General features: G+C 67.6%; 17 protein-coding genes, 1 tRNA gene and 3 pseudogenes. 6 read left to right on the top strand and 15 right to left on the bottom strand.

The window, feature by feature from the left end:
- Positions 1–429 precede the first annotated feature (429 nt).
- Complete coding sequence (locus tag ACZ561_RS05310) at positions 430–843, bottom strand: hypothetical protein (RefSeq protein WP_470989911.1); 414 nt, start codon at positions 841–843, stop codon at positions 430–432.
- A 419-nt stretch (positions 844–1,262) separates the two neighbouring features.
- Here ACZ561_RS05310 and ACZ561_RS05305 point away from each other — a divergent pair, with 419 nt between their 5' ends.
- A complete protein-coding gene (locus ACZ561_RS05305; RefSeq protein WP_470989908.1) occupies positions 1,263–1,655 on the top strand; it encodes a hypothetical protein in 393 nt (130 codons plus the stop codon).
- A gap of 33 nt (positions 1,656–1,688) precedes the next feature.
- Here the strand turns inward: ACZ561_RS05305 and ACZ561_RS05300 are convergent, their stop codons facing one another.
- Positions 1,689–2,120: an ester cyclase gene (locus ACZ561_RS05300; protein ID WP_470989906.1), complete on the bottom strand. Its 432-nt coding sequence runs from the start codon at positions 2,118–2,120 to the stop codon at positions 1,689–1,691.
- 700 nt (positions 2,121–2,820) lie between these two features.
- On the opposite strand from ACZ561_RS05300, the gene ACZ561_RS05295 reads away from it, so the two are divergent.
- Positions 2,821–2,979: a hypothetical protein gene (locus ACZ561_RS05295; protein ID WP_470989903.1), complete on the top strand. Its 159-nt coding sequence runs from the start codon at positions 2,821–2,823 to the stop codon at positions 2,977–2,979.
- An 817-nt stretch (positions 2,980–3,796) separates the two neighbouring features.
- Here ACZ561_RS05295 and ACZ561_RS05290 read toward each other — a convergent pair.
- Both ACZ561_RS05290 and ACZ561_RS05285 read right to left on the bottom strand, forming a co-directional pair.
- Positions 3,797–4,198, bottom strand: coding sequence for a hypothetical protein (locus tag ACZ561_RS05290; RefSeq protein ID WP_470989901.1), 402 nt, complete (start codon positions 4,196–4,198; stop codon positions 3,797–3,799).
- A gap of 121 nt (positions 4,199–4,319) precedes the next feature.
- Positions 4,320–4,889: a dienelactone hydrolase family protein gene (locus ACZ561_RS05285; protein ID WP_470989898.1), complete on the bottom strand. Its 570-nt coding sequence runs from the start codon at positions 4,887–4,889 to the stop codon at positions 4,320–4,322.
- A 57-nt stretch (positions 4,890–4,946) separates the two neighbouring features.
- On the opposite strand from ACZ561_RS05285, the gene ACZ561_RS05280 reads away from it, so the two are divergent.
- Positions 4,947–5,525, top strand: a complete 579-nt coding sequence (locus ACZ561_RS05280; RefSeq protein ID WP_470989895.1) for an ArsR/SmtB family transcription factor — start codon at positions 4,947–4,949, stop codon at positions 5,523–5,525.
- 102 nt (positions 5,526–5,627) lie between these two features.
- On the opposite strand, the pseudogene ACZ561_RS05275 reads toward ACZ561_RS05280, so the two are convergent.
- From ACZ561_RS05275 to ACZ561_RS05245, 7 genes and pseudogenes are all read right to left on the bottom strand, one after another.
- Positions 5,628–6,117: pseudogene (locus tag ACZ561_RS05275) on the bottom strand (IS982 family transposase); the annotation flags it as partial.
- 383 nt (positions 6,118–6,500) lie between these two features.
- Positions 6,501–6,779: a hypothetical protein gene (locus ACZ561_RS05270; RefSeq protein WP_470989892.1), complete on the bottom strand. Its 279-nt coding sequence runs from the start codon at positions 6,777–6,779 to the stop codon at positions 6,501–6,503.
- 124 nt (positions 6,780–6,903) lie between these two features.
- Positions 6,904–7,085, bottom strand: a pseudogene (locus ACZ561_RS05265) (IS21-like element helper ATPase IstB); the annotation flags it as partial.
- A gap of 257 nt (positions 7,086–7,342) precedes the next feature.
- Entirely contained in the window at positions 7,343–7,900 is a 558-nt protein-coding gene (locus ACZ561_RS05260; protein ID WP_470989889.1) for a hypothetical protein, read from the bottom strand.
- Positions 7,897–8,337 carry a DUF6463 family protein gene (locus ACZ561_RS05255; protein ID WP_470989886.1) on the bottom strand — a complete coding sequence of 147 codons (441 nt, stop codon included), beginning with the start codon at positions 8,335–8,337 and terminating at the stop codon, positions 7,897–7,899. Before ACZ561_RS05255 ends, ACZ561_RS05260 begins: the two co-directional genes overlap by 4 nt.
- Positions 8,334–8,651 (bottom strand): hypothetical protein, encoded by a 318-nt coding sequence (locus ACZ561_RS05250; RefSeq protein WP_470989883.1) that lies wholly within the window; start codon positions 8,649–8,651, stop codon positions 8,334–8,336. The genes ACZ561_RS05255 and ACZ561_RS05250 overlap by 4 nt, the downstream gene beginning before the upstream one ends.
- 143 nt (positions 8,652–8,794) lie before the next feature.
- A complete protein-coding gene (locus tag ACZ561_RS05245; protein WP_470989881.1) occupies positions 8,795–9,328 on the bottom strand; it encodes a hypothetical protein in 534 nt (177 codons plus the stop codon).
- 138 nt (positions 9,329–9,466) lie between these two features.
- On the opposite strand from ACZ561_RS05245, the gene ACZ561_RS05240 reads away from it, so the two are divergent.
- Both ACZ561_RS05240 and ACZ561_RS05235 read left to right on the top strand, forming a co-directional pair.
- The gene (locus ACZ561_RS05240; RefSeq protein WP_470989879.1) at positions 9,467–10,435 is read left to right on the top strand and encodes a LysR family transcriptional regulator; all 969 of its coding nucleotides are present in this window, start codon (positions 9,467–9,469) and stop codon (positions 10,433–10,435) included.
- Between the two features lie 1,324 nt (positions 10,436–11,759).
- Positions 11,760–12,572, top strand: a complete 813-nt coding sequence (locus ACZ561_RS05235) for a hypothetical protein (RefSeq protein ID WP_470989876.1) — start codon at positions 11,760–11,762, stop codon at positions 12,570–12,572.
- Between the two features lie 125 nt (positions 12,573–12,697).
- Here ACZ561_RS05235 and ACZ561_RS05230 read toward each other — a convergent pair whose 3' ends face one another.
- The 3 genes and pseudogenes from ACZ561_RS05230 to ACZ561_RS05220 all read right to left on the bottom strand — a co-directional run.
- Positions 12,698–12,943 (bottom strand): hypothetical protein, encoded by a 246-nt coding sequence (locus ACZ561_RS05230; protein WP_470989873.1) that lies wholly within the window; start codon positions 12,941–12,943, stop codon positions 12,698–12,700.
- On the bottom strand, positions 12,885–13,280 hold the full coding sequence (locus ACZ561_RS05225) for a hypothetical protein (protein WP_470990085.1): 396 nt from the start codon (positions 13,278–13,280) through the stop codon (positions 12,885–12,887). The genes ACZ561_RS05230 and ACZ561_RS05225 overlap by 59 nt, the downstream gene beginning before the upstream one ends.
- Positions 13,281–13,986: 706 nt before the next feature.
- A pseudogene (locus tag ACZ561_RS05220) lies at positions 13,987–14,276 on the bottom strand (hypothetical protein); the annotation flags it as partial.
- 1,831 nt (positions 14,277–16,107) lie between these two features.
- Here ACZ561_RS05220 and ACZ561_RS05215 point away from each other — a divergent pair.
- A complete protein-coding gene (locus ACZ561_RS05215; RefSeq protein ID WP_470989870.1) occupies positions 16,108–16,257 on the top strand; it encodes a hypothetical protein in 150 nt (49 codons plus the stop codon).
- A gap of 221 nt (positions 16,258–16,478) precedes the next feature.
- Here ACZ561_RS05215 and ACZ561_RS05210 read toward each other — a convergent pair.
- Positions 16,479–16,552, bottom strand: a tRNA-Met gene (locus ACZ561_RS05210).
- Positions 16,553–16,657 lie beyond the last annotated feature (105 nt).

Below are 16,657 nucleotides of genomic sequence, written 5' to 3'. Positions count from 1 at the left end.
CCCACAACGCGAGACGCGCATGCCCATCCGGCGTCACACCGGCCCGTGGCCGAGTCCGTGGGGACAGCCGACCCCCGCGCCGGGCCACCGCCACCCAGTTCCACACCGTCCGCAGCGACAAACCAAGTGCCCCAGCAACCGCCCTCGCGTGCTCGGTAGCCAACTCGCCCGGGCATCAAGGACCATCAAGCGCGCCACGGCATCTTTCCGCCCGGCACCCGGCCGCTGCGGCATGTCCGCACCGGCAGAAGTCTGATCGGACACCCCCACCCCCAGCCCGAACCCCACATGATGCGGTTGTCCATGACCAGGGCCGTCCATTCCGACACGCCGGCCGAGCACACACAAATGGATGAAGCAGAGCTTCCGCCTCCCCACAGCTCGCCGGACCGCGGCTATGCGGGTGCCGGCTACTTGCGAGACACGGGCTCAATGAGCAGTGCGTCCATGGGCTTGCCGCGACGGGGCGCAACACTTCCAGCCAGGGGTCACTCCGTCGTCCAGGAGACGCCCCATGCATCCGAAGCCGTTCCACCCCAGACCGACGAAACAGCGTTCAGCCTGCTGGTCCCGACCGAACAGCCGCTGACCGTGCAGCGTCACCTCGCCCAGGTCCACGCCTCGTTGCTCCAACACGGCCAGGGCGCACGTCGCCGCCCGGCGCAACGGGCTCGTCTCCATCCAGCGCCGCCGCACATGCCAGGCGGCTTCAGGGTCCTCGAGTTCTCCATCCACCAGCCTCAGTGGCGTGATGCTGATCCTGCCCTTCACATGGCGGCCGAACAGCTCGATCCGCGCCGGGCGCGGCACCAGGCTCTCCAGTCCCTCGAACTCTCTGAGCATGTGGTCCCCGGGCGCAGGCCCCGGCTTCCGGGTCCGCCATCAGGGAGGCAAGGCGCTCGCGGGCCCGGGAGAACGGCGCACCCTTCCGCCAGAGCAAGAACAACTCGAAGCCCTCGTCCAGCAGGCTGCCGCAGCCACGGAACCGGAAAGAGATCCCCGGGTACGGCCCCGCGGGGCGTTCCATTTCTTCCGGCGTAATGGCAGGGCCCTCGAGGGATTCAGTAAGGACACCTGCAAGGGTCCCGGCCAGCTGTTCCTGCTGATTTGCCGTCAGGCTCTCGAACTGCGGCGGACGGGCTGATCAGAGGCGGACAGGGGCGGACGGCCATACTGGGGACATGACAACACCGCCCGGGTTCGGCCCCCCGATACCGACACCACCCCCGTACAAAGCACCTCAGGGTGGGTACGGAGCCCCGATGCCCGGGCCGTACGGGCCGCCCGCGCCCGGGCCGTACGGGGCGCCCCCGCCCGGGCCGTACGGGGCGCCCCCGCCCGGGCCGTACGGGGTGCCTCCGCCGGGCCACGGGCCGGAGTTCGTGGCACACGACCGGCGCAACTCCGTGATCGTGGACCCCTCCGGGGTGTCCCTGGAGATCAACGGCCAGGTCCTGGACTTCCCTTGGGCCGCCGTCGCCACCGTGCACCACGCCCCGTCCCCGCACGGCGGCGCCGTCCTCATGGTGGCCGTCGTCCATCCCGGCGGAGTGCTGTACGAGTGCCGGGTCGACGCCAAGCGCAAGGCCCAGCTCCACCAGTGGCTGGCGCAACTGGGTCCCGTGCTGCACCACTACCTCGCGAACCGGGCCTGACGCCTACGGCGGGTCTCGCCGTGCCGGACAACTTCAGGCCTCCGGCAGCAGGCCCAGTTGGTTCAGGAACTGCATCTGGTCGTAGTACAGCCTGTAGCTCTTGATCCGGCCGTTCCTGACCGTCGCGATGTCGACCCCGCGGATGCTGACCTCGTTGCCCGTGGGCGGCAGCGTCTCGCCGGTCGGGAGCAGGATCGGGCCCGTGTTCCGCCCGCTGAAGATGCCCTCGTCGATCGCGGTGTCGCCGATCTCGTACTTGTGCAGGGAGGTATACGTGGCCTCCGGTACCGAGCCCGTCATGATGCGCAAGTACTCGACGATCGCGTCGCGCCCCCGTACGTCGCCCACGTCCGGGGTGATCGCGACGGCGTCCTCGGCAAAGAGTTCGGCGATCACCTTGGTCTCCAGGACCGGGGCCGTCATCGCCTCGGTGAGACGTTCCATGACCGTGCGCGCCTCTCCCATGATCCACCTCCGTGGTTCGAATCCGGGTGATGTCCGAGAGTCTGATGTCGTCCGGTTCCTCCATTTTCCCACCGCGGGATCATGATGGAGAGTCGACGACGCGGATGACCGACGCCGAGCGGACCGGGTTCCTCCTCAGGCGCGATGCGTACCGAACGGACTGAGGACCGTCTTCACGCCCCCCGCACAGCGGTACGACGGTCAGGCCCGTGCGCCGCAAGACAGTCAGCGCCGCGTACACCACACACACGGCGGCCAGCGCGTATGCGGAAGGCTCAACGATGGTCATGCCCGGGAGATCCTCAAGCTTCGGCCGGCTCTGCCCGGTGCGGCGATCCACGCTGTAGCGCCGAACCGCATCCATTCCTGCGGCCATCAGCAGAACCCTGCTCGCCGATGGGGAAACCATCGCGCGCTACTGGACCCACGTGCTGCGACGCGCTCCCGACGCCTGTTGGTGGCGGAAGGGCGGACTCACCGCCACCGGCCACGCGACCTTCCGCACCGGGTCCCACACCACCGGCACAAGCCGCGTCGTTCCCGCCCACCTGTCGGCTACCGCCTCGCCCAGGGAGCTGACGCGCTCGCCGGCGGTCTGGTCGTTCGGCACCGGTGCGACGAGCCGCCGTGCGAGAACCCGGCGCGCTGGCTCCCGGGAACGCGCGGCGACAACAACCGCGACGCCGCAGCTCGACGCCGGTTGGCGGGCCACGCCCTGGCCGACGTACGCGGGTCGGCGGGCCGGGCGAGGGCGTTCCAGGCCGCCATCGCCGCCGACCCGCAGTACCTCGACGAGGCGATCGCCGCGGCGCTGGCCGCTGGCAACCTGTCCGGGCCGCACCAGGACGCACTCTTCTGAGAGACGATTAGCACCGGAGTCGGACCCCTTGGTCCCGGCTCCATCGTCGGTGGCGAACCGGAGAAGCCGGGTGTGGGGAACGACCTCTGGGGAGGTTCGCGTGCGACGCGCGGCAGCATTCCCCGTCACCAGTTCCCCACCCGCCCGGGCGGGGAAGTCGGCCGCCGTGGGGAACATCGCCAGCGGCCCGGGGTGGGGAAGAACGCAAGGTGGGGAAGTTTCTCAGCCCCGCTGAACTTCCCCGGCATTGTCGAGTTCCCCGCTGCCCCGCTCCGAACTTCCCCAGCTCCGCCGAGTTCCCCACGGCCGGGGGAAGCCTAGCGGCCGGACTTCCCCAGCCGCCGCCCGAGGGCGGTCCGTCCCCACCTTCGGCGCGGTAGGTGGGGAAGTCTTGTCGGCCGAAGTGATTGCTGAACTTGTCGCCGAAGTGGGTCCGTTGCGGCATGAGCGTCACCGGGCCAAGCTGGCCTCTCGACCGCGGAAGCGGGCCGTGGGCGCCGGCGCGAAGCACCGGCTGATGTTCGTCGACCGGCTCCTGGCCGTGACACCGTGCAGGCCGTCGCCGACCTCCTGTCACACCAGCAGACCGCGGACCTGGACCCGCGACGGCAGAGGTGAGTATCAGTCCACCCGAAGTCCTCGACGTCTCACCGCCTACCGTGCACGAGCTCGTTGGGGCGTGTATCGAGTCGTGATCAACGAATCGCGCCGTGATGCCTTTGATCCAAATCCTTGAGGGCAGATCCCGAAGAATGGTCGACCCCCAGCTCGGGCGGGCCGGGCCGACGATCGCCGGAATGCTCGCCCTGCGAGCGCCTTACGAGGAACTCAGAGCGTCCAGTGACGCCACGGGAACGATGCCGTCCGCCCGACGAGCCAATGCCTCGTCGATCGTGACCAGCGCATCGGCCTGAAGCCGCGTCACGGCGAGGTATTCGGCGTCCCCGATGGTGTCCCACCCTTGCTCCCGGGCGATGCGCCAGGCTGTGCGACGGGAGACCCGGTCGCCCAGCAGCCGCATCTTCACCTCGGTCAGGCGCTCGTGCATGCGCAACGCCTCGACCTCGTCGAGCTCGACGCATCTGACCTGTTCGAACAGCAGCGACAGCGCCTGCGACCGCACCGGATTTGGTGCGACAAGCTGGTGATCGGGTCTGATTTGCACACCGGTCGACACGATGTGCAGCAAGGTCCTGGCATCGACCACGTAGCGCGTCATGACTCGATGAACTCCCACTCCTCGTCCGCCAGTTGCACACGAGTCACACAAAACGATCTACCGGATCAGAGTCGCGGAGCGAGGCCCGAACCCGCAGATTGATCACGACTCGATACGCGCCCTAGCACGAGCCGAGAAACTCGATCGACCGCTGGGTCAGGAGCTTGGCAGCGTCAGGGTCGTAGGACGGCAGCGAATGGTCCGCGAACAGATGCTGGTCTCCGGGATACAGAAACATCTCCGCGTCAGCGGAATCCGAGACGAGCGCGCGAGCAGCATCGACGTCCTCGGCGAAGAACGGATCGGCTTCCTTCGCATGCACCTGCACAGGCACACCGTCAGGCCAAGCCGCGCCGAACTCCGACACAGGGATACAGGCGTGAAACAGGAGCGCGCCCCGCGTGCCCGCCCGCGTCTGCGCCAGCTTCTGGGCAGGCAGCACACCGAGCGAGAAGCCGACGTAAACGATGTCCTGCGGCAGGTGCTCGGCCGCGCGGACGCCACGCTCGGTGATCTCGTCGAAGCCGATCTGCTCGACGTAGCCCGAACCCTCCTCAAGGGAGCCGAAGGTACGCCCCTCGAAGAGATCGGGCGTGTGGACGGTGTGGCCGACGGCGCGGAGTTGGTCGGCGAAATCGGCGACGCCGGGGGTCAGCCCCTGCGCGTGATGGAACAGTACGACCTCTGTCATGCCCCAACCCCTTGCTCACCAGTAGCGAATGATCCGAAACTTTAGAATAATCGAGAGGTGCCGAACAATACCCTTCCCGACTACGATCTCGCCGACGTCACAGACGTATCAGAGCCAGCCCAGCTCCACGCGCTGGCCAGCCCAGTGCGCAACGCCATCCTCGAACTGCTCCTCGAACGCGCCGCCACTGTCAGCGAATTGGCCGGCGCACTCGACCGCCCGAAGAGCACGGTCGCGCACCACGTGAGCGTCCTGGTCGATGCCCAGTTGCTGAAGGTCGTGCGGACCCGCCGGGTGCGGGCCATCGACGAGCGTTTCTACGGCCGCACCGCACGCATCTTCCGTGTCGGCACGGTCAGCCCGACTGACGGCGGCGTCACTCCGTACTGCAACAACGATCTCGCCACGGCCGCAGCCGAGTCGGTCCCGGCGCACCAGGCAGATCAACTGTCCTCGATCGTGCGGCATGTCCGGATCCCGCAGGAGCAGGCCCGCGAGTTCTGGGCGCGGGTCTTGGAGCTCGCCAATGACTACGCACAACTGCCGCGCGGAGGCGATGTGGTGTACGGCTTCGCGGCCGGACTCTACCCGACCGACCATCCGGGGCTGCCAGAGGCTGAGTCTGCGGCGGACTGACCTGTACCGCAGGTCGTGTCGTCCGCAGCCATGGCCTGCAGTCCCCCGAACCATCACCGCCCTGGTCCCATCTGAGGCCCTCGATGAATGAGTCCGATGTTCTCAGTGGTCGTTAGCGATGAGGGATCGTTTGGTCTTGGCATCGGTGGTCCAGTGCAAGATGCCTGCGGCCTGAGCGAGGAGTCTTTGGCCGGTGCGGGCATAGACGCCGGCTTGGGTCCTGCCGCCGTGCTGTTCGAGGCTGAGCTGGCCCTTGAGGGTGTCGATGACGGCCTCGATACAGTGCCGGGCGATCTTGCCGTGCCGGACTGGGTCGTCCTTGTGGTCCGGCCGGATCAGGTGGGCACCGCGCCGCTCGGTGACAAACGCGTCGAACTCACGCCCGGCGAAGCCCTTGTCGGCCAGGTTCACTTGCCCGTGGCGGATCACGTGATGGTCGCGTTCCAGCAGCGCGGCCATCACCCGCTAGCCCAACTTGGGGTTGGCCATTCACCAGGTGACGGGCATGCCCTCGGCGGTGGTGACCAGGTAGAGGCCGAATCCCCAGAAAGAAGCGGGAGTGGCACGAACAGACCCTTGACCCGCTGGTACCGGAGGAATGAGCGCTGGTGAGAAGTGACACTTCGCGGGTCTGCACGCCACCGACGTAACGCTGACCCGGCGCCCACCCACACATGTCCGGGCAAGGCCTGCGTACTCCGCCGCGCTGGACAGTCCGCAGCGCTCCCGTCCGCACCACCGATCCGCTGCCACTCCTCGCCGCAGTCACGTCCTCGTCGCGCCCGCCCACGTCCGGATCGCGCAGGGGGCGCAAGCCCTCGACCCGACGTAAGCGAAGCCGGCCGGCACCTTGATGGCTTTACCGGGGCGGCCGGACGGCAGAGCGCGGGTCCAAGTCACCCGCGACCGGCCCGTCGGCGCGGATCTGCTCGTCCACGACTCGCGACAGCAGCGATGGAGGCCGTGGGGGCGTGCTCAGCGGCACAGCCGTGCGACGAGTTCCAGCTCGTGTGCCAGTACCGCCGGGTCACGCGGGCCGGCATGCGGTGCGTGCAGCGACCGTACGCGGAAGCAGTTGTGCGGCGTGACATCGTCCGCCTCGCGGATCACGAGGTCCTGGAGTAGTAGCGGGATGGCGCGGTCCTTTGTGTAGCGCACGTACGTACGCGGCACTGGGCCCCACTGCTCCGGCAGCCCGCGGGCGTCCTCGCTCGCGCCGACCGCCGCCGACTCGTCCGGTTCCAGGATGTTCATCAACGCCCTGACCTCGGCGTCCGGCCTGTCGGCGGCCTGCGCCTCCTTGGCGATGGCGAAGAACGCGGGGTCGCCCGAGCGCCAGTTGAGCGGCCCCTGATCGTGCTCGCTCGTCTGAAGGGACTCAGCTGGCCGCAGCCTGATGCTCTACGCGGCCGAGGGTGGTGGCGAGGTGGTAGGAGTCGGGGCCGGTCTCGATGACGTTGCCCCCGAAGGCAGGGCGACGACGGCAGCGCACAGACGCTGGTCGGTGAAGGTCTTCATCCAACTGGTGAACGATTCGTCCGAGGCGATGACCACGCTGTTCACGGCGAATCGCGGCATCCAGCTCTATCTCGGCCTTCGGCAGCAACCCGGCCCCATCGTCGTGCAGGGCACAACGATGGTCCTTCAGCAAGTACCTAGGTGCTCTCGAAACCCGGCGACATCACTCTCCCGTGAACGAGGGTGCTCTCGGGGCTGAGCAACACGCGCTCTCGCGAGTCACCAACGAACCCACCCAGCCGTGATCACCGCCGTCTTCTCCACTTGACAGTTGGTGCGGCGAAACGGCGTGCGCGTCCTCAGACCTCGGTCGGTGTGTTCGCGCGGCGCGGTACTGAGCCGGCTGCCCTGCCTCTCATCCGCCGGACGTAGTCTCCGGCGACGGCGAGGACGAGGAAGCCCCAGGCCGCGGCGGGCAGGTACAGGTAGTTCACCCAGGCCTCCGGCTGTTCGTACTCCCCTTCATCCTCGATGAGTACCGGTCCCTGGCCGACGAATCCGAAGATGTTGTTGAGCACGCCGTACAGGGTGACGAGGACGAGGAGTACACCGCCGACCCGCGCGATCCACGTGACGGCACGGGCGGGCACCGGGCGCCCGGCGGCGCGGGGGATCCAGCGGGGAAAGGTCTCGCCCCAGCTTCGCACCAGGCCGACGGTGAGGAACGCCAGTCCCACTGTCAGGCAACTCAGTGCCAGCATGTACGCGATTGCCGTAGAGGTGTGACCACCGCCGAACGCGACCACGATGCGCCAGACGGCGGACGGTAAGACGCCCAGAGGAGCGGCCCATGCCGCCCAGACTGCCCAGCGGGCCGGCGGCAGGACCGAAGGTCGGACGGTGGTCGATGTCGTCATGACTGCTCCTTGGCGGGCTGGACCTGTTCCCCAGACAGCTGCCCGGGCCCAGCACAGTCGTGGGACTGGTGGGCGGCGATGAGCGCGAGAACGCCGATGACGAGCAGGGCCCAGCTTCCGGTGACGGGGAAGTAGATGACGCACAGCGGGATGCCGATTGCCAGCAGGTACCAGCCGAGTTGTGCGGGCAGGCGGCCGGTGGCGCGCGCGGTGTGATGGGAGAGTGTGCCCAGGGCGAGGAGAGCGATGCCGCTGACCATGAACCACACACTGGCTTCGCGGTCGAAGTAGTCGGCCGCGTCGGTGTCGACGACGCTGCTGAAGAAGCCGTCGCGGGCGATGGCACCCCAGGCGTTGGGCTGTGCGAAGGCCCAGACGAAGTGGAGGGCCGCGGTGGCGATGATGAGCCGGGGCACCCAGCGGGTGAGATGGTTCATGAGCTGCTCCTTGGGTCTTGCGGGACCAGACGCAGGGCCAGCGCGTAGGCCTCGCGCAGCTCCTCGGTGGCCATCGGCGGAATGCGCTGCTGGGCGCCGACCAGGATGAGATTGAGCATCCGGCCCATGGCCTTGGACTCGGGGCCGGCCCGCGAGTCTCCGAGGCTGCGCAGCAGGGCCCGCAGGTAGTCGACGCTTAGTTGGTCGACGGGTTGTTGTAGGGCATAGACCTCGGCGTCCTGCGGGGCCCATGCGCGTATGGCGATCTCCAGGCGGTCGCCGTCGTGCTTGCCGTCGGCATGCATTCGACCCACTGCCCAGGATTCCTCCGGGAGCACCCCGGCCGAGGTCGTCATCAGTCGCATCCGTGTGGCCCGGCCGGGACTGGGAAGGCCCCGGCCGGGCCGCGTGGTCGCGTCAGCCGCTGATCGGCAGGACACCCCCCTACGGGGGTGGCTCAGGTCCGCCCGCCGTTGTCGAGGCACCCGCCCGCGGTGGTCTGCCAGGGGACGACCTCGATTTGCACGTTGTGGCCCTCGGCCACCTTGAGGTCGGCCGTGTACTGATGACCGCCGGGCTCGAGAGCCCAGTACCACGTCATCGGCCCCTTGGTTCCCTCGAAATAGGCGTAGTACTCGATGGCCATGTTCCTGGTGTTGTTCCAGACCGATAGCTTTTCGCCCTTGGCATGGAACCTCATGCCGGCACGATCCTTCTTGTCCGGCGACTCGTGCAGGATCCAGGAGTCACGGCCACCCGAATCGGTGGGGCTCTTCCAGCTCTTGTGCTGGCACTTCCAGTAGAAGTCGCCGGCACGCTGGGTTGCCTTCGGCCTGGGATCGGCGGATGAATCGGCATGCGCGGCCCCTGTCAGCATGCTGGTCGCCAGGGCGGCGGTCGCCGCGAAAAGGGAAATCTTCCGTGCAGCACTGATACGTTCGAACACCTTCTGCCTTTCGTTCTCGTTGGGCAGGGAGTTGAGCAGATTCAATTCCCTGAATCCCCTTCTGCGCCTCCATCCTGGCTTCTCGGAATCGGATCCGGAAGGGCCTATTGATGTGCAGTGAAAGGCGATTGATACGCTGACGGCATAGGTGCTGGTGATTGACCGTCCTGCCCGGGGGAGACGATGACGACCGATCCGAGTACGCATCAGTTACGTCTGCTGCTCGCGCTGGCGGAGGAGCTGCACTTCGGGCGGGCGGCCCGGCGAATGTTCATCAGCCAGCCCTCGCTCAGTCGGCAGATCCAAGCGCTGGAAGAGCTGCTGGGCGTGGCGCTCGTGGAGCGGTCCACCCGGCACGTCGAGCTCACAGCTGCCGGCAAGGCCCTCCTGCCGCGCGTCAAGGCGGCGGTGGACGCCATGGACGACCTGCGCGAGTGCGCGGAAGCGGCCGTCCACGCGGAGTCGCACCGGGTCGTGCTCGCGTCCTACATCTCGGCCCTTCCCGCCCTGCGGATCCTCTTCGACGAGCTCTGTGGGCGGAACGCCGGCGCCTTGGCGGAATGGCGGGACGTCGACAATGTCGAGCAGTTCACGGCGCTGCTGGACGGCCAGATTGACGCCGTGGTGTGCTACGGGCCCGTGCCGCCGGGAATCCACACCCTCGTGCTGGGCACGGAAGCACGGTTCATATGCCTGCCGGACACTCACACGCTCGCGAGCCGGGAAAGCGTGGAACTCTCGGAGCTGGCCGATCTGCCTGTGATCGGATTCTCGCCCCATGTGGACCGGGAATGGCGGGAGTTCTGGGCCGTCGACCCGAGACCCGATGGAACTTCCGTGCGGTACACGCAGCACACGGCAACCACGCTGGAATCCTGCGTCTCTCATGCGAGCCTGGGGCACGGCATCCGTTTCATCTCCGAAAGCTGCCGTGCTCTCATGCCCCGGCCCGGCGTCCGTTACGTCGCCGTCGAGGACCTCGCGCCGTGCAGCGCGGTGCTCGCCTGGCCGGCCTCTCGGCCGCCCACGCCCGCCCTCCGCTCACTCCTGAGCCTGCTGCGCGACCACCTCCGTGCCTCGGGTGAGTACGCCCGCGCAGGTACGCCCGGCCGGTGGTGGGAGACGACTCCAAGACCCCGCCACACAGGTTAAGGATCACTGCGTGCACCGCGCCGAACAGCGTGGGTGACGCCGAAGTCGACACAACGCACCCTGCCGGAGCGCGCGCCGCCAATTGCCGTGCCGCCCCAGTAGTTCGCCGAACCAAGAGCGTGGAATCCACTTGATCTCGGGTGGTGGATCACGGTGTCGTGATACGTCGTCATGAACTGTCCCATGCTGAGTGGGAGTTCATCCGGCCGCTGCTGCCCGAGTCGTTGCGGGGGCGGAAACGGCTGGACGACCGCAGGGTCCCTGAACGGGATCGTGTGGAAGTTCCGGACCTGGACGGCCTGGCGGGACGTGTCCGATCTCCTGGCCGATCCGGTTCGCGATGACGAGCGCGTCCGCCACGACGGCCAGATCGGTGGCGATCTCCGGCCCCAGCAGGGGAAGCCCGCCGTCATGGGCACCGTGGGCGAGTGCGAGGGCCACAAGCTTCCACCGCGCCGTCCGTCTGCGGGATCGCGTTGCAGCCGGTCGGCGGCGAGAGCGTTGAGTTTGTGGACCGTGATGTCACCGTCGGCCCAGCCCCGCCAGAACTCGTCTCGCGAACGGTTTCCAGGGCCTGCAGGCCGTCGCTCAGAGCGCGCACCATGCGCTCTGCGAACTCCCGGTGGTCGGTGTCGTCTCCGGCCTGCCGCAGTGCGTCGACCTCGTTCTGGCTCATCGACACATCATCGACGGTCAGCGAGCCCGTCGCCTCCGAAAGTGAAGTCGGGCCCTTCCGCGCCGCGCCTGTCAGGGACACGAATCGGCAGGACCCGGTCGCAACGCTACTGGTCCACCCAGCGCGAATCCGGCAGACACACAGAACCGGATGTCACCCGATCAGGGTGGCTCCCCATCCCGCCGCCGATCATGGACCTCTGGCCCTCTCCATCTCCCGCACCGACGGACCAACACGGTTCCCGAAACCACCGCCCAAGCGGCTCTCGTTCACCCCGCCAAGAACAGTGAGGGTCTCGCGAGGGCGCATGATCCAACTGCTGATCTTTCGAGAACTGGAGATGTCGACCTGCACGGGTCGGTGTTGCCGGCGCGAAGTGCGGCGAGGTGCTTACGGGCGACCTTGCGGCTGCCCCGGTAGCCGCGTTCTCGAATCTCCGGGAAGAGGCGGCTGCCGCTGACCTGTCCGAGCGACTCTGTGAATCGCGTGTGAGGTATGGCTTGAACGGCTCCAGCACTCCCGCCGGTCGGCGTTCGTGGGCGGAATGTGCCGTCCGCCGACACCCCACTCCCCCGTACAGAAATCACCACCCGTTCCGTGACCTTGATCCCCTACAGTGAACACGTTCAAAGGGGAGGGAACCCGCAGGTGAAGCACCACATCAAGACCCAGCACACCACCACGGCCGCCGCACTGCTGTGTGCCGCCGTTATCGCAGCCGCCGCGGGCTGCGGACCGAACAGCACCACCGACGCCGGCCCGAAGAACGGCGTATCCGCGACCACGAGCCCCGCCGAACCGAAAGACGTCTTCGCCGGCCTGACCCCGGAGGAGATCGACCGCCGAGCCCGCGATGCCACCGCGAGCGCCACGTCCCTGCGCATGACCGGCACTGTGCCGTCTGCGGGCAAGGCCGTCGACGTCGACTTCGCCATGGACAACAACGGCTCCTGCCGGGGCACGATCAGCGCGCCGGAGATAGGCACCATGGACATCATCAAGAAGGGCGCAGTCGTCTATGTGAAGGGTGACGAGAAGTTCTGGCGGACCAGCGCCACACGCAACGCAAAGAAGCCGCTCCCCGCCAAGAACGCCGACGCCGTCGTTGCCATCTTCCAAGGCCGCTGGCTCAAGGCCAACAAGCAGCTGGTCAAGACCATGCCCGCCAAACTCTGCGAACTCGACCAGCTGACCAAGGAACTCCGCGACGAGGAAAGCTTCAACCTCACGCGCGGGGCCGACACCACCCTCGACGGCGCACCTGTCGCCGTCGTCTACCATCGCGACGGCGACAAGGTCGAAACCTTGTACATCGCCAAGTCCGGCAAGCCCTACGCTCTGAGAATCGCCTCCACCGGCGGCAAGGCGCCCGGCGACACCAAGTTCAGCGACTTCAACAAGCCCATCGACACCACCCCGCCGCCCGCCGACCAGATCCTCGACCCCACAAAGCTCCGCTGACCTTTGCTGGGCCGCGGGGCGACCTCTCTGGGAGTTCCGCGGCCCGCCCACGCGCCGTCATCCTCCGCACCTCCCCGAGGCGCTTGAGCACGGCGGGTGCGCTACGTGGCGTGCATCCCAGCAGGTCACATCGTTGCCGGACACGTCGTCCCGTCCCGCCATGCGGTAGCCCTGATCGATCCGCGGGAGCGGGGGGTGGAGCGTGCTCTCGTACTGCTCGGAGCGGGGCTCTGGGCCCGCCAGGGTCGAGCGTGGTCGAGCACGGCGGCGATTGCCCGCTCGTGCGCGGCTTCAATCACTTGCCGCGTCTCCTCATTTCCCAGTGCCCACAGCAGGGTGAGTGTCGGCTGCGGGCGAATGACCAGGTCCATGCCGGTGACCTGCACCGTCGCCCGAGCGCCCCGGCGCGGAGCGCGGCCGCGGGCCTCTGGCCGGAGCGGCGAGTTGGTCGGCCTCGATCTGGTCGGCGCGCGGGTGCCGGCCCCGGCCTTCGCCGAAGGGGTTCCGCAGCTCCTCGGTGACGGCGTCGCCTGCCGCCAGGCCGAGGACGGCGAGGCCCCGGCCCATCCAGCGGCCGGCCGGGACACCAGCCTCCTCCTGAGCCGTGCGCAGCGGGGTGCGGGCCGGACGGCGGCTATGGCCGACGACGACCTGGCGCAGGAAGTAGCGGTACATCTGCCCGGCGGTGATCTTCGCAATATCCATCATGCCGACCACGTCACACCGCCCTGACCTGTAAGAAAGGGAGATCAGCGGTACGTCCGACCAGGCGGGAGCAGCCGCCGGACTTTCTTCCCGGGCGCCCGCCAGACGGGAAGCAGTTCAGCCGAGAAGTCAGTGTCGTCGCTCTCCGGTAGGGCGCCCGGCAGGGCGATCGTCTCCTGTGCAGCGTGTGCCTCACGGGCGGGATTACGGCCCCCGCAATCTGTGCCACCACACCGCCTGCGCAGCGACCTCCGCTTGCAGCGGCCCGTACACCTCGGGTGCAGCGACCACCTTCTTCTGCCGCTCGAGGAAGCCCTGTACACGGCGATGTCTTCACCCGGGGTGGTGCGTCGGCCTTCATCGTCGTGAAACGGCGTCACCCAGCCATGTGCTTGGGCGAGGTAGAGGCTGAGACAGGTGGCTTCAATGTCCAGGCCGTCCTCAGCGGCGAGTTCTTCCTTCGTGCAGGGCACGCCTCTGGGTCGGTGTACGTGCCGGTTCCAAGTCGAGCGGTAAGGGCATACAGGCAGACCTTCACTCTCTCGGGAGGTCGGCGGTCAGCATCTCCGACAAGTAGCACTCGCGCTCTTCCGCGAGTGCCTTGGGAGTGCTCGGGGGCCAGCGCGCAGCCGGTGCGCAGGGCGGCGTGGATGTCGCCCGCGGTGACTATGGCTTGGCGTGCCGTGCTGGGAGTCCAGAGGTATCTGTTGTTGACCTCGACCAGGGTCCTACCCGCGTCGCGGGGGGCCCTCCAAGCCTTCAATGACGTCCCTGTGCCGGTCCCGGCGGGTGAGGGACTTGAAGAAGTCGGGGCGGCGGGTGTCCAGCACGTCGTTCACCCGGTCCAGGCCCGCCGCCTTCACGGCGGACGATCTCGTCGTCCGTGAGGTCGCGCTTGGCCGGCTACTGGAGGCCCTACTCGGGGGTGCAGTACGTACAGCGCAGGTTGCACTGGTCGGTCAGTGAGACCCGCAGGTCGGTGATCGATACGGAACGGATGGCGCGGGCTCGCCACGAGCCGCACTACCTCCTGCTTCCGGTGTGCGATCCACTGCATCGACGCCCAACTGCAGTACCTAGCCGCGCCGTTCGAACGCGATACATTCAACGAGTCGGCGATCGGCCCGCCGGCCGGGCGACTGCAGGCAGGCTTGCGTGCCTGCAGCGCATGGCCCTCATGTCGCCATGGACGGACATGGCGAGGCTGTCGGCGGAGTTTTGATGGGGCGTGGACCGAGGGATCCACGCGTGGGGGACCGATCCTGATCCATCGACATGCACTGCTACGACTTCCAGTTCACCGGTCAGGGCGTCTTTGGGATCGAGAACAGGCGGCCCACGGGGCAGCTGAGGGACCTGTCTGCCAAGTGAGGTCACGTCATCGACTGCCTGCTCCTGCACCATCCACCGCATGGTGCCCATCTGCGCTCGTGTCAGGCCCAGGACGAATCCCACGATGATCGGCCACAACCAACCGACTCCGTGCCGCAGCCGTTGATGGGGGACGGATCGTGGAACGTGATTGTAGGGGTCACCTGGCGGCGTAACGTTATGGAACGTCGAGCCGCCACGCTGGGGGTACCTACTGCCGGATCAGTACTGCGCTGCGTCGCGGTGGTGATCCACAACGCGGGCCACGAGAACACGCGTTGCCTTACCGCTGCTCGATGCGCTGCACAGCCGGAAATGATCACGATGGACCCTGCGAAGCGAGTCGCTGACCTGCGCCAAGCTCAAGAAAAGCTCAGATCAATCATGATGTTCCGGTGCCGGGCGTCAGATCCCCCGTGACGTACTTCGTACGCGCTCCGCACCTCCCGCGATCATCGCGGCAGGTTCGCCGAGAACACTCGACGAACCTGCTCGAAGATCGAATGGGGGTGGGACGTGGGTGATGTAAACGATGCCAAGCCTCGTCGGCGAGGTTGGACCGATGCCGAACGTTGGCAGGTCTGTCTGGCAGCGGCAGGGTTAATCGTGGCCATCATCGCCGCGGTGGGGCAGTTCGTGCAGTAGAAGTCCCACACACGAGACGGTCGGGACCGAGCTTCGTACGCAGAAGCCCGGTCGGTAGTTAGGCGACCGGGCTTGTGAAATGCGTTGGAGGGTCTGGCTCGGGGTGCCTCCCGAGTCGGGCCCTTCAGTGTCACTCGGGAGTGGGTGGCTTGACACCCCCCGATCGACAGGGAGAACTATACCGGGCTCAGGGCCACCATGGAGCCGGTTCCGACGGCGCTGAAGCACGGGGCGACACCCATCTCCTCGCCTAAACGCCCCGGTCAGCCGCCGGAAGGCTCCTTGTGGAGATCCCTCTCTTCACCGCCCCTGCCGCACGCTGATGGGCCCGGTATACGGCCGAGTCGACGTTCACGTCCCAGCCGATCAGGCCCTTCGCCTCGGCCTCGGCCTGGAGCTCGGTGACGATACGTGCCCAGGTTCCGTCCCCGTGCCGGCGTCGGAACGGGTCATACACCCGGACCCTCCGGCCAGCATCTCTCGGGCACGTCCCGCCCGGTGTCCGGGTCGGCTTCCGATGAGGTCCGGATCGGCCGATGTCCAGGTCGAGGAGCGCGGTCAGGGTCGTGCCCCGCTGTTCCCGAAGCCGAGCAGGTCGTCGTCGACGACGACCAGGTCGTGGCGGGCAGCGAACGCCCTGGCCTGCTTGGTGAACTGGAGGCAACCGCTCGCGCCCAGCGATGGAAGATGACAGCTCCGGAGCCCTACCGCTGGCGCCGGCTGTCAGACCAGATCTTCCAAAGGGAGGAGGCCAACCGTCCCCCCGAAACTCGGCGCAGCTGACCAGCTCGCCCTGGCCGGGGTGCAGCGGTACGTGAAGCAATGTGAGCTCGCGTACGTCGACGACAGGGTTCAACGCCTGCTGCGTGAGGCACAGGCCGACGGCCTGGGTCCGACGAAGAGGGAGGCGCTGTCGGGCGTGAGCCGCCGTACGATTCCCGGCTGGCTGCTCGCCGCGCAGTAGGGCATTGGGCCTGGGTCGGTGCCTGCACTGGCCGCGCAGTGAGAGCCCTCCCCACGCCGTCCGCAGGATGGTGATGTGGTCGCTGTCCATCGGGCGGGGTCTTCCTGTGTGGCAGAGCCGTCAGGCTGAGGTCTCGGCCAGGGGTGGCGTCTCATGCCTTGCCGTCGGGGAAGAAGGCGGCCGGGCCCGCCGCACCATGTGCGACGGGCCCGACACTTTCGTGGCCGAGGCGGGATTCGAACCCGCGACCTCTGGGTTATGAGCCCAGCGAGCTACCGACCTGCTCCACCCGGCGACCTCCACCGTAAGACACCAAGACGCCCCCGAGCGAAGGGATTTCCCCACCGCCCGTGGAACGCCGGGCCGGTCGCCCGGGCAGTCTGGCGGATCTCGCCGAAGG

The sequence above is a fragment of the Streptomyces sp. NPDC039609 genome, assembly GCF_055596705.1.
The sequence above is the reverse complement of the archived record's forward strand: the minus strand, read 5'-3'. Positions and strand labels throughout refer to the sequence as shown.

Bases quoted from the DNA above. Each gene is read 5' to 3' on its own strand.
- ACZ561_RS05260 (WP_470989889.1), bottom strand. From the start codon at position 7,900: ATGACGACATCGACCACCGTCCGACCTTCGGTCCTGCCGCCGGCCCGC.
- ACZ561_RS05225 (WP_470990085.1), bottom strand. From the start codon at position 13,280: ATGATGGATATTGCGAAGATCACCGCCGGGCAGATGTACCGCTACTTC.
- ACZ561_RS05270 (WP_470989892.1), bottom strand. From the start codon at position 6,779: ATGAACATCCTGGAACCGGACGAGTCGGCGGCGGTCGGCGCGAGCGAG.
- ACZ561_RS05285 (WP_470989898.1), bottom strand. From the start codon at position 4,889: ATGACAGAGGTCGTACTGTTCCATCACGCGCAGGGGCTGACCCCCGGC.
- ACZ561_RS05310 (WP_470989911.1), bottom strand. From the start codon at position 843: ATGCTCAGAGAGTTCGAGGGACTGGAGAGCCTGGTGCCGCGCCCGGCG.
- ACZ561_RS05230 (WP_470989873.1), bottom strand. From the start codon at position 12,943: ATGGACCTGGTCATTCGCCCGCAGCCGACACTCACCCTGCTGTGGGCA.
- ACZ561_RS05240 (WP_470989879.1), top strand. From the start codon at position 9,467: ATGACGACCGATCCGAGTACGCATCAGTTACGTCTGCTGCTCGCGCTG.
- ACZ561_RS05255 (WP_470989886.1), bottom strand. From the start codon at position 8,337: ATGAACCATCTCACCCGCTGGGTGCCCCGGCTCATCATCGCCACCGCG.
- ACZ561_RS05300 (WP_470989906.1), bottom strand. From the start codon at position 2,120: ATGGGAGAGGCGCGCACGGTCATGGAACGTCTCACCGAGGCGATGACG.
- ACZ561_RS05305 (WP_470989908.1), top strand. From the start codon at position 1,263: ATGCCCGGGCCGTACGGGCCGCCCGCGCCCGGGCCGTACGGGGCGCCC.
- ACZ561_RS05290 (WP_470989901.1), bottom strand. From the start codon at position 4,198: ATGACGCGCTACGTGGTCGATGCCAGGACCTTGCTGCACATCGTGTCG.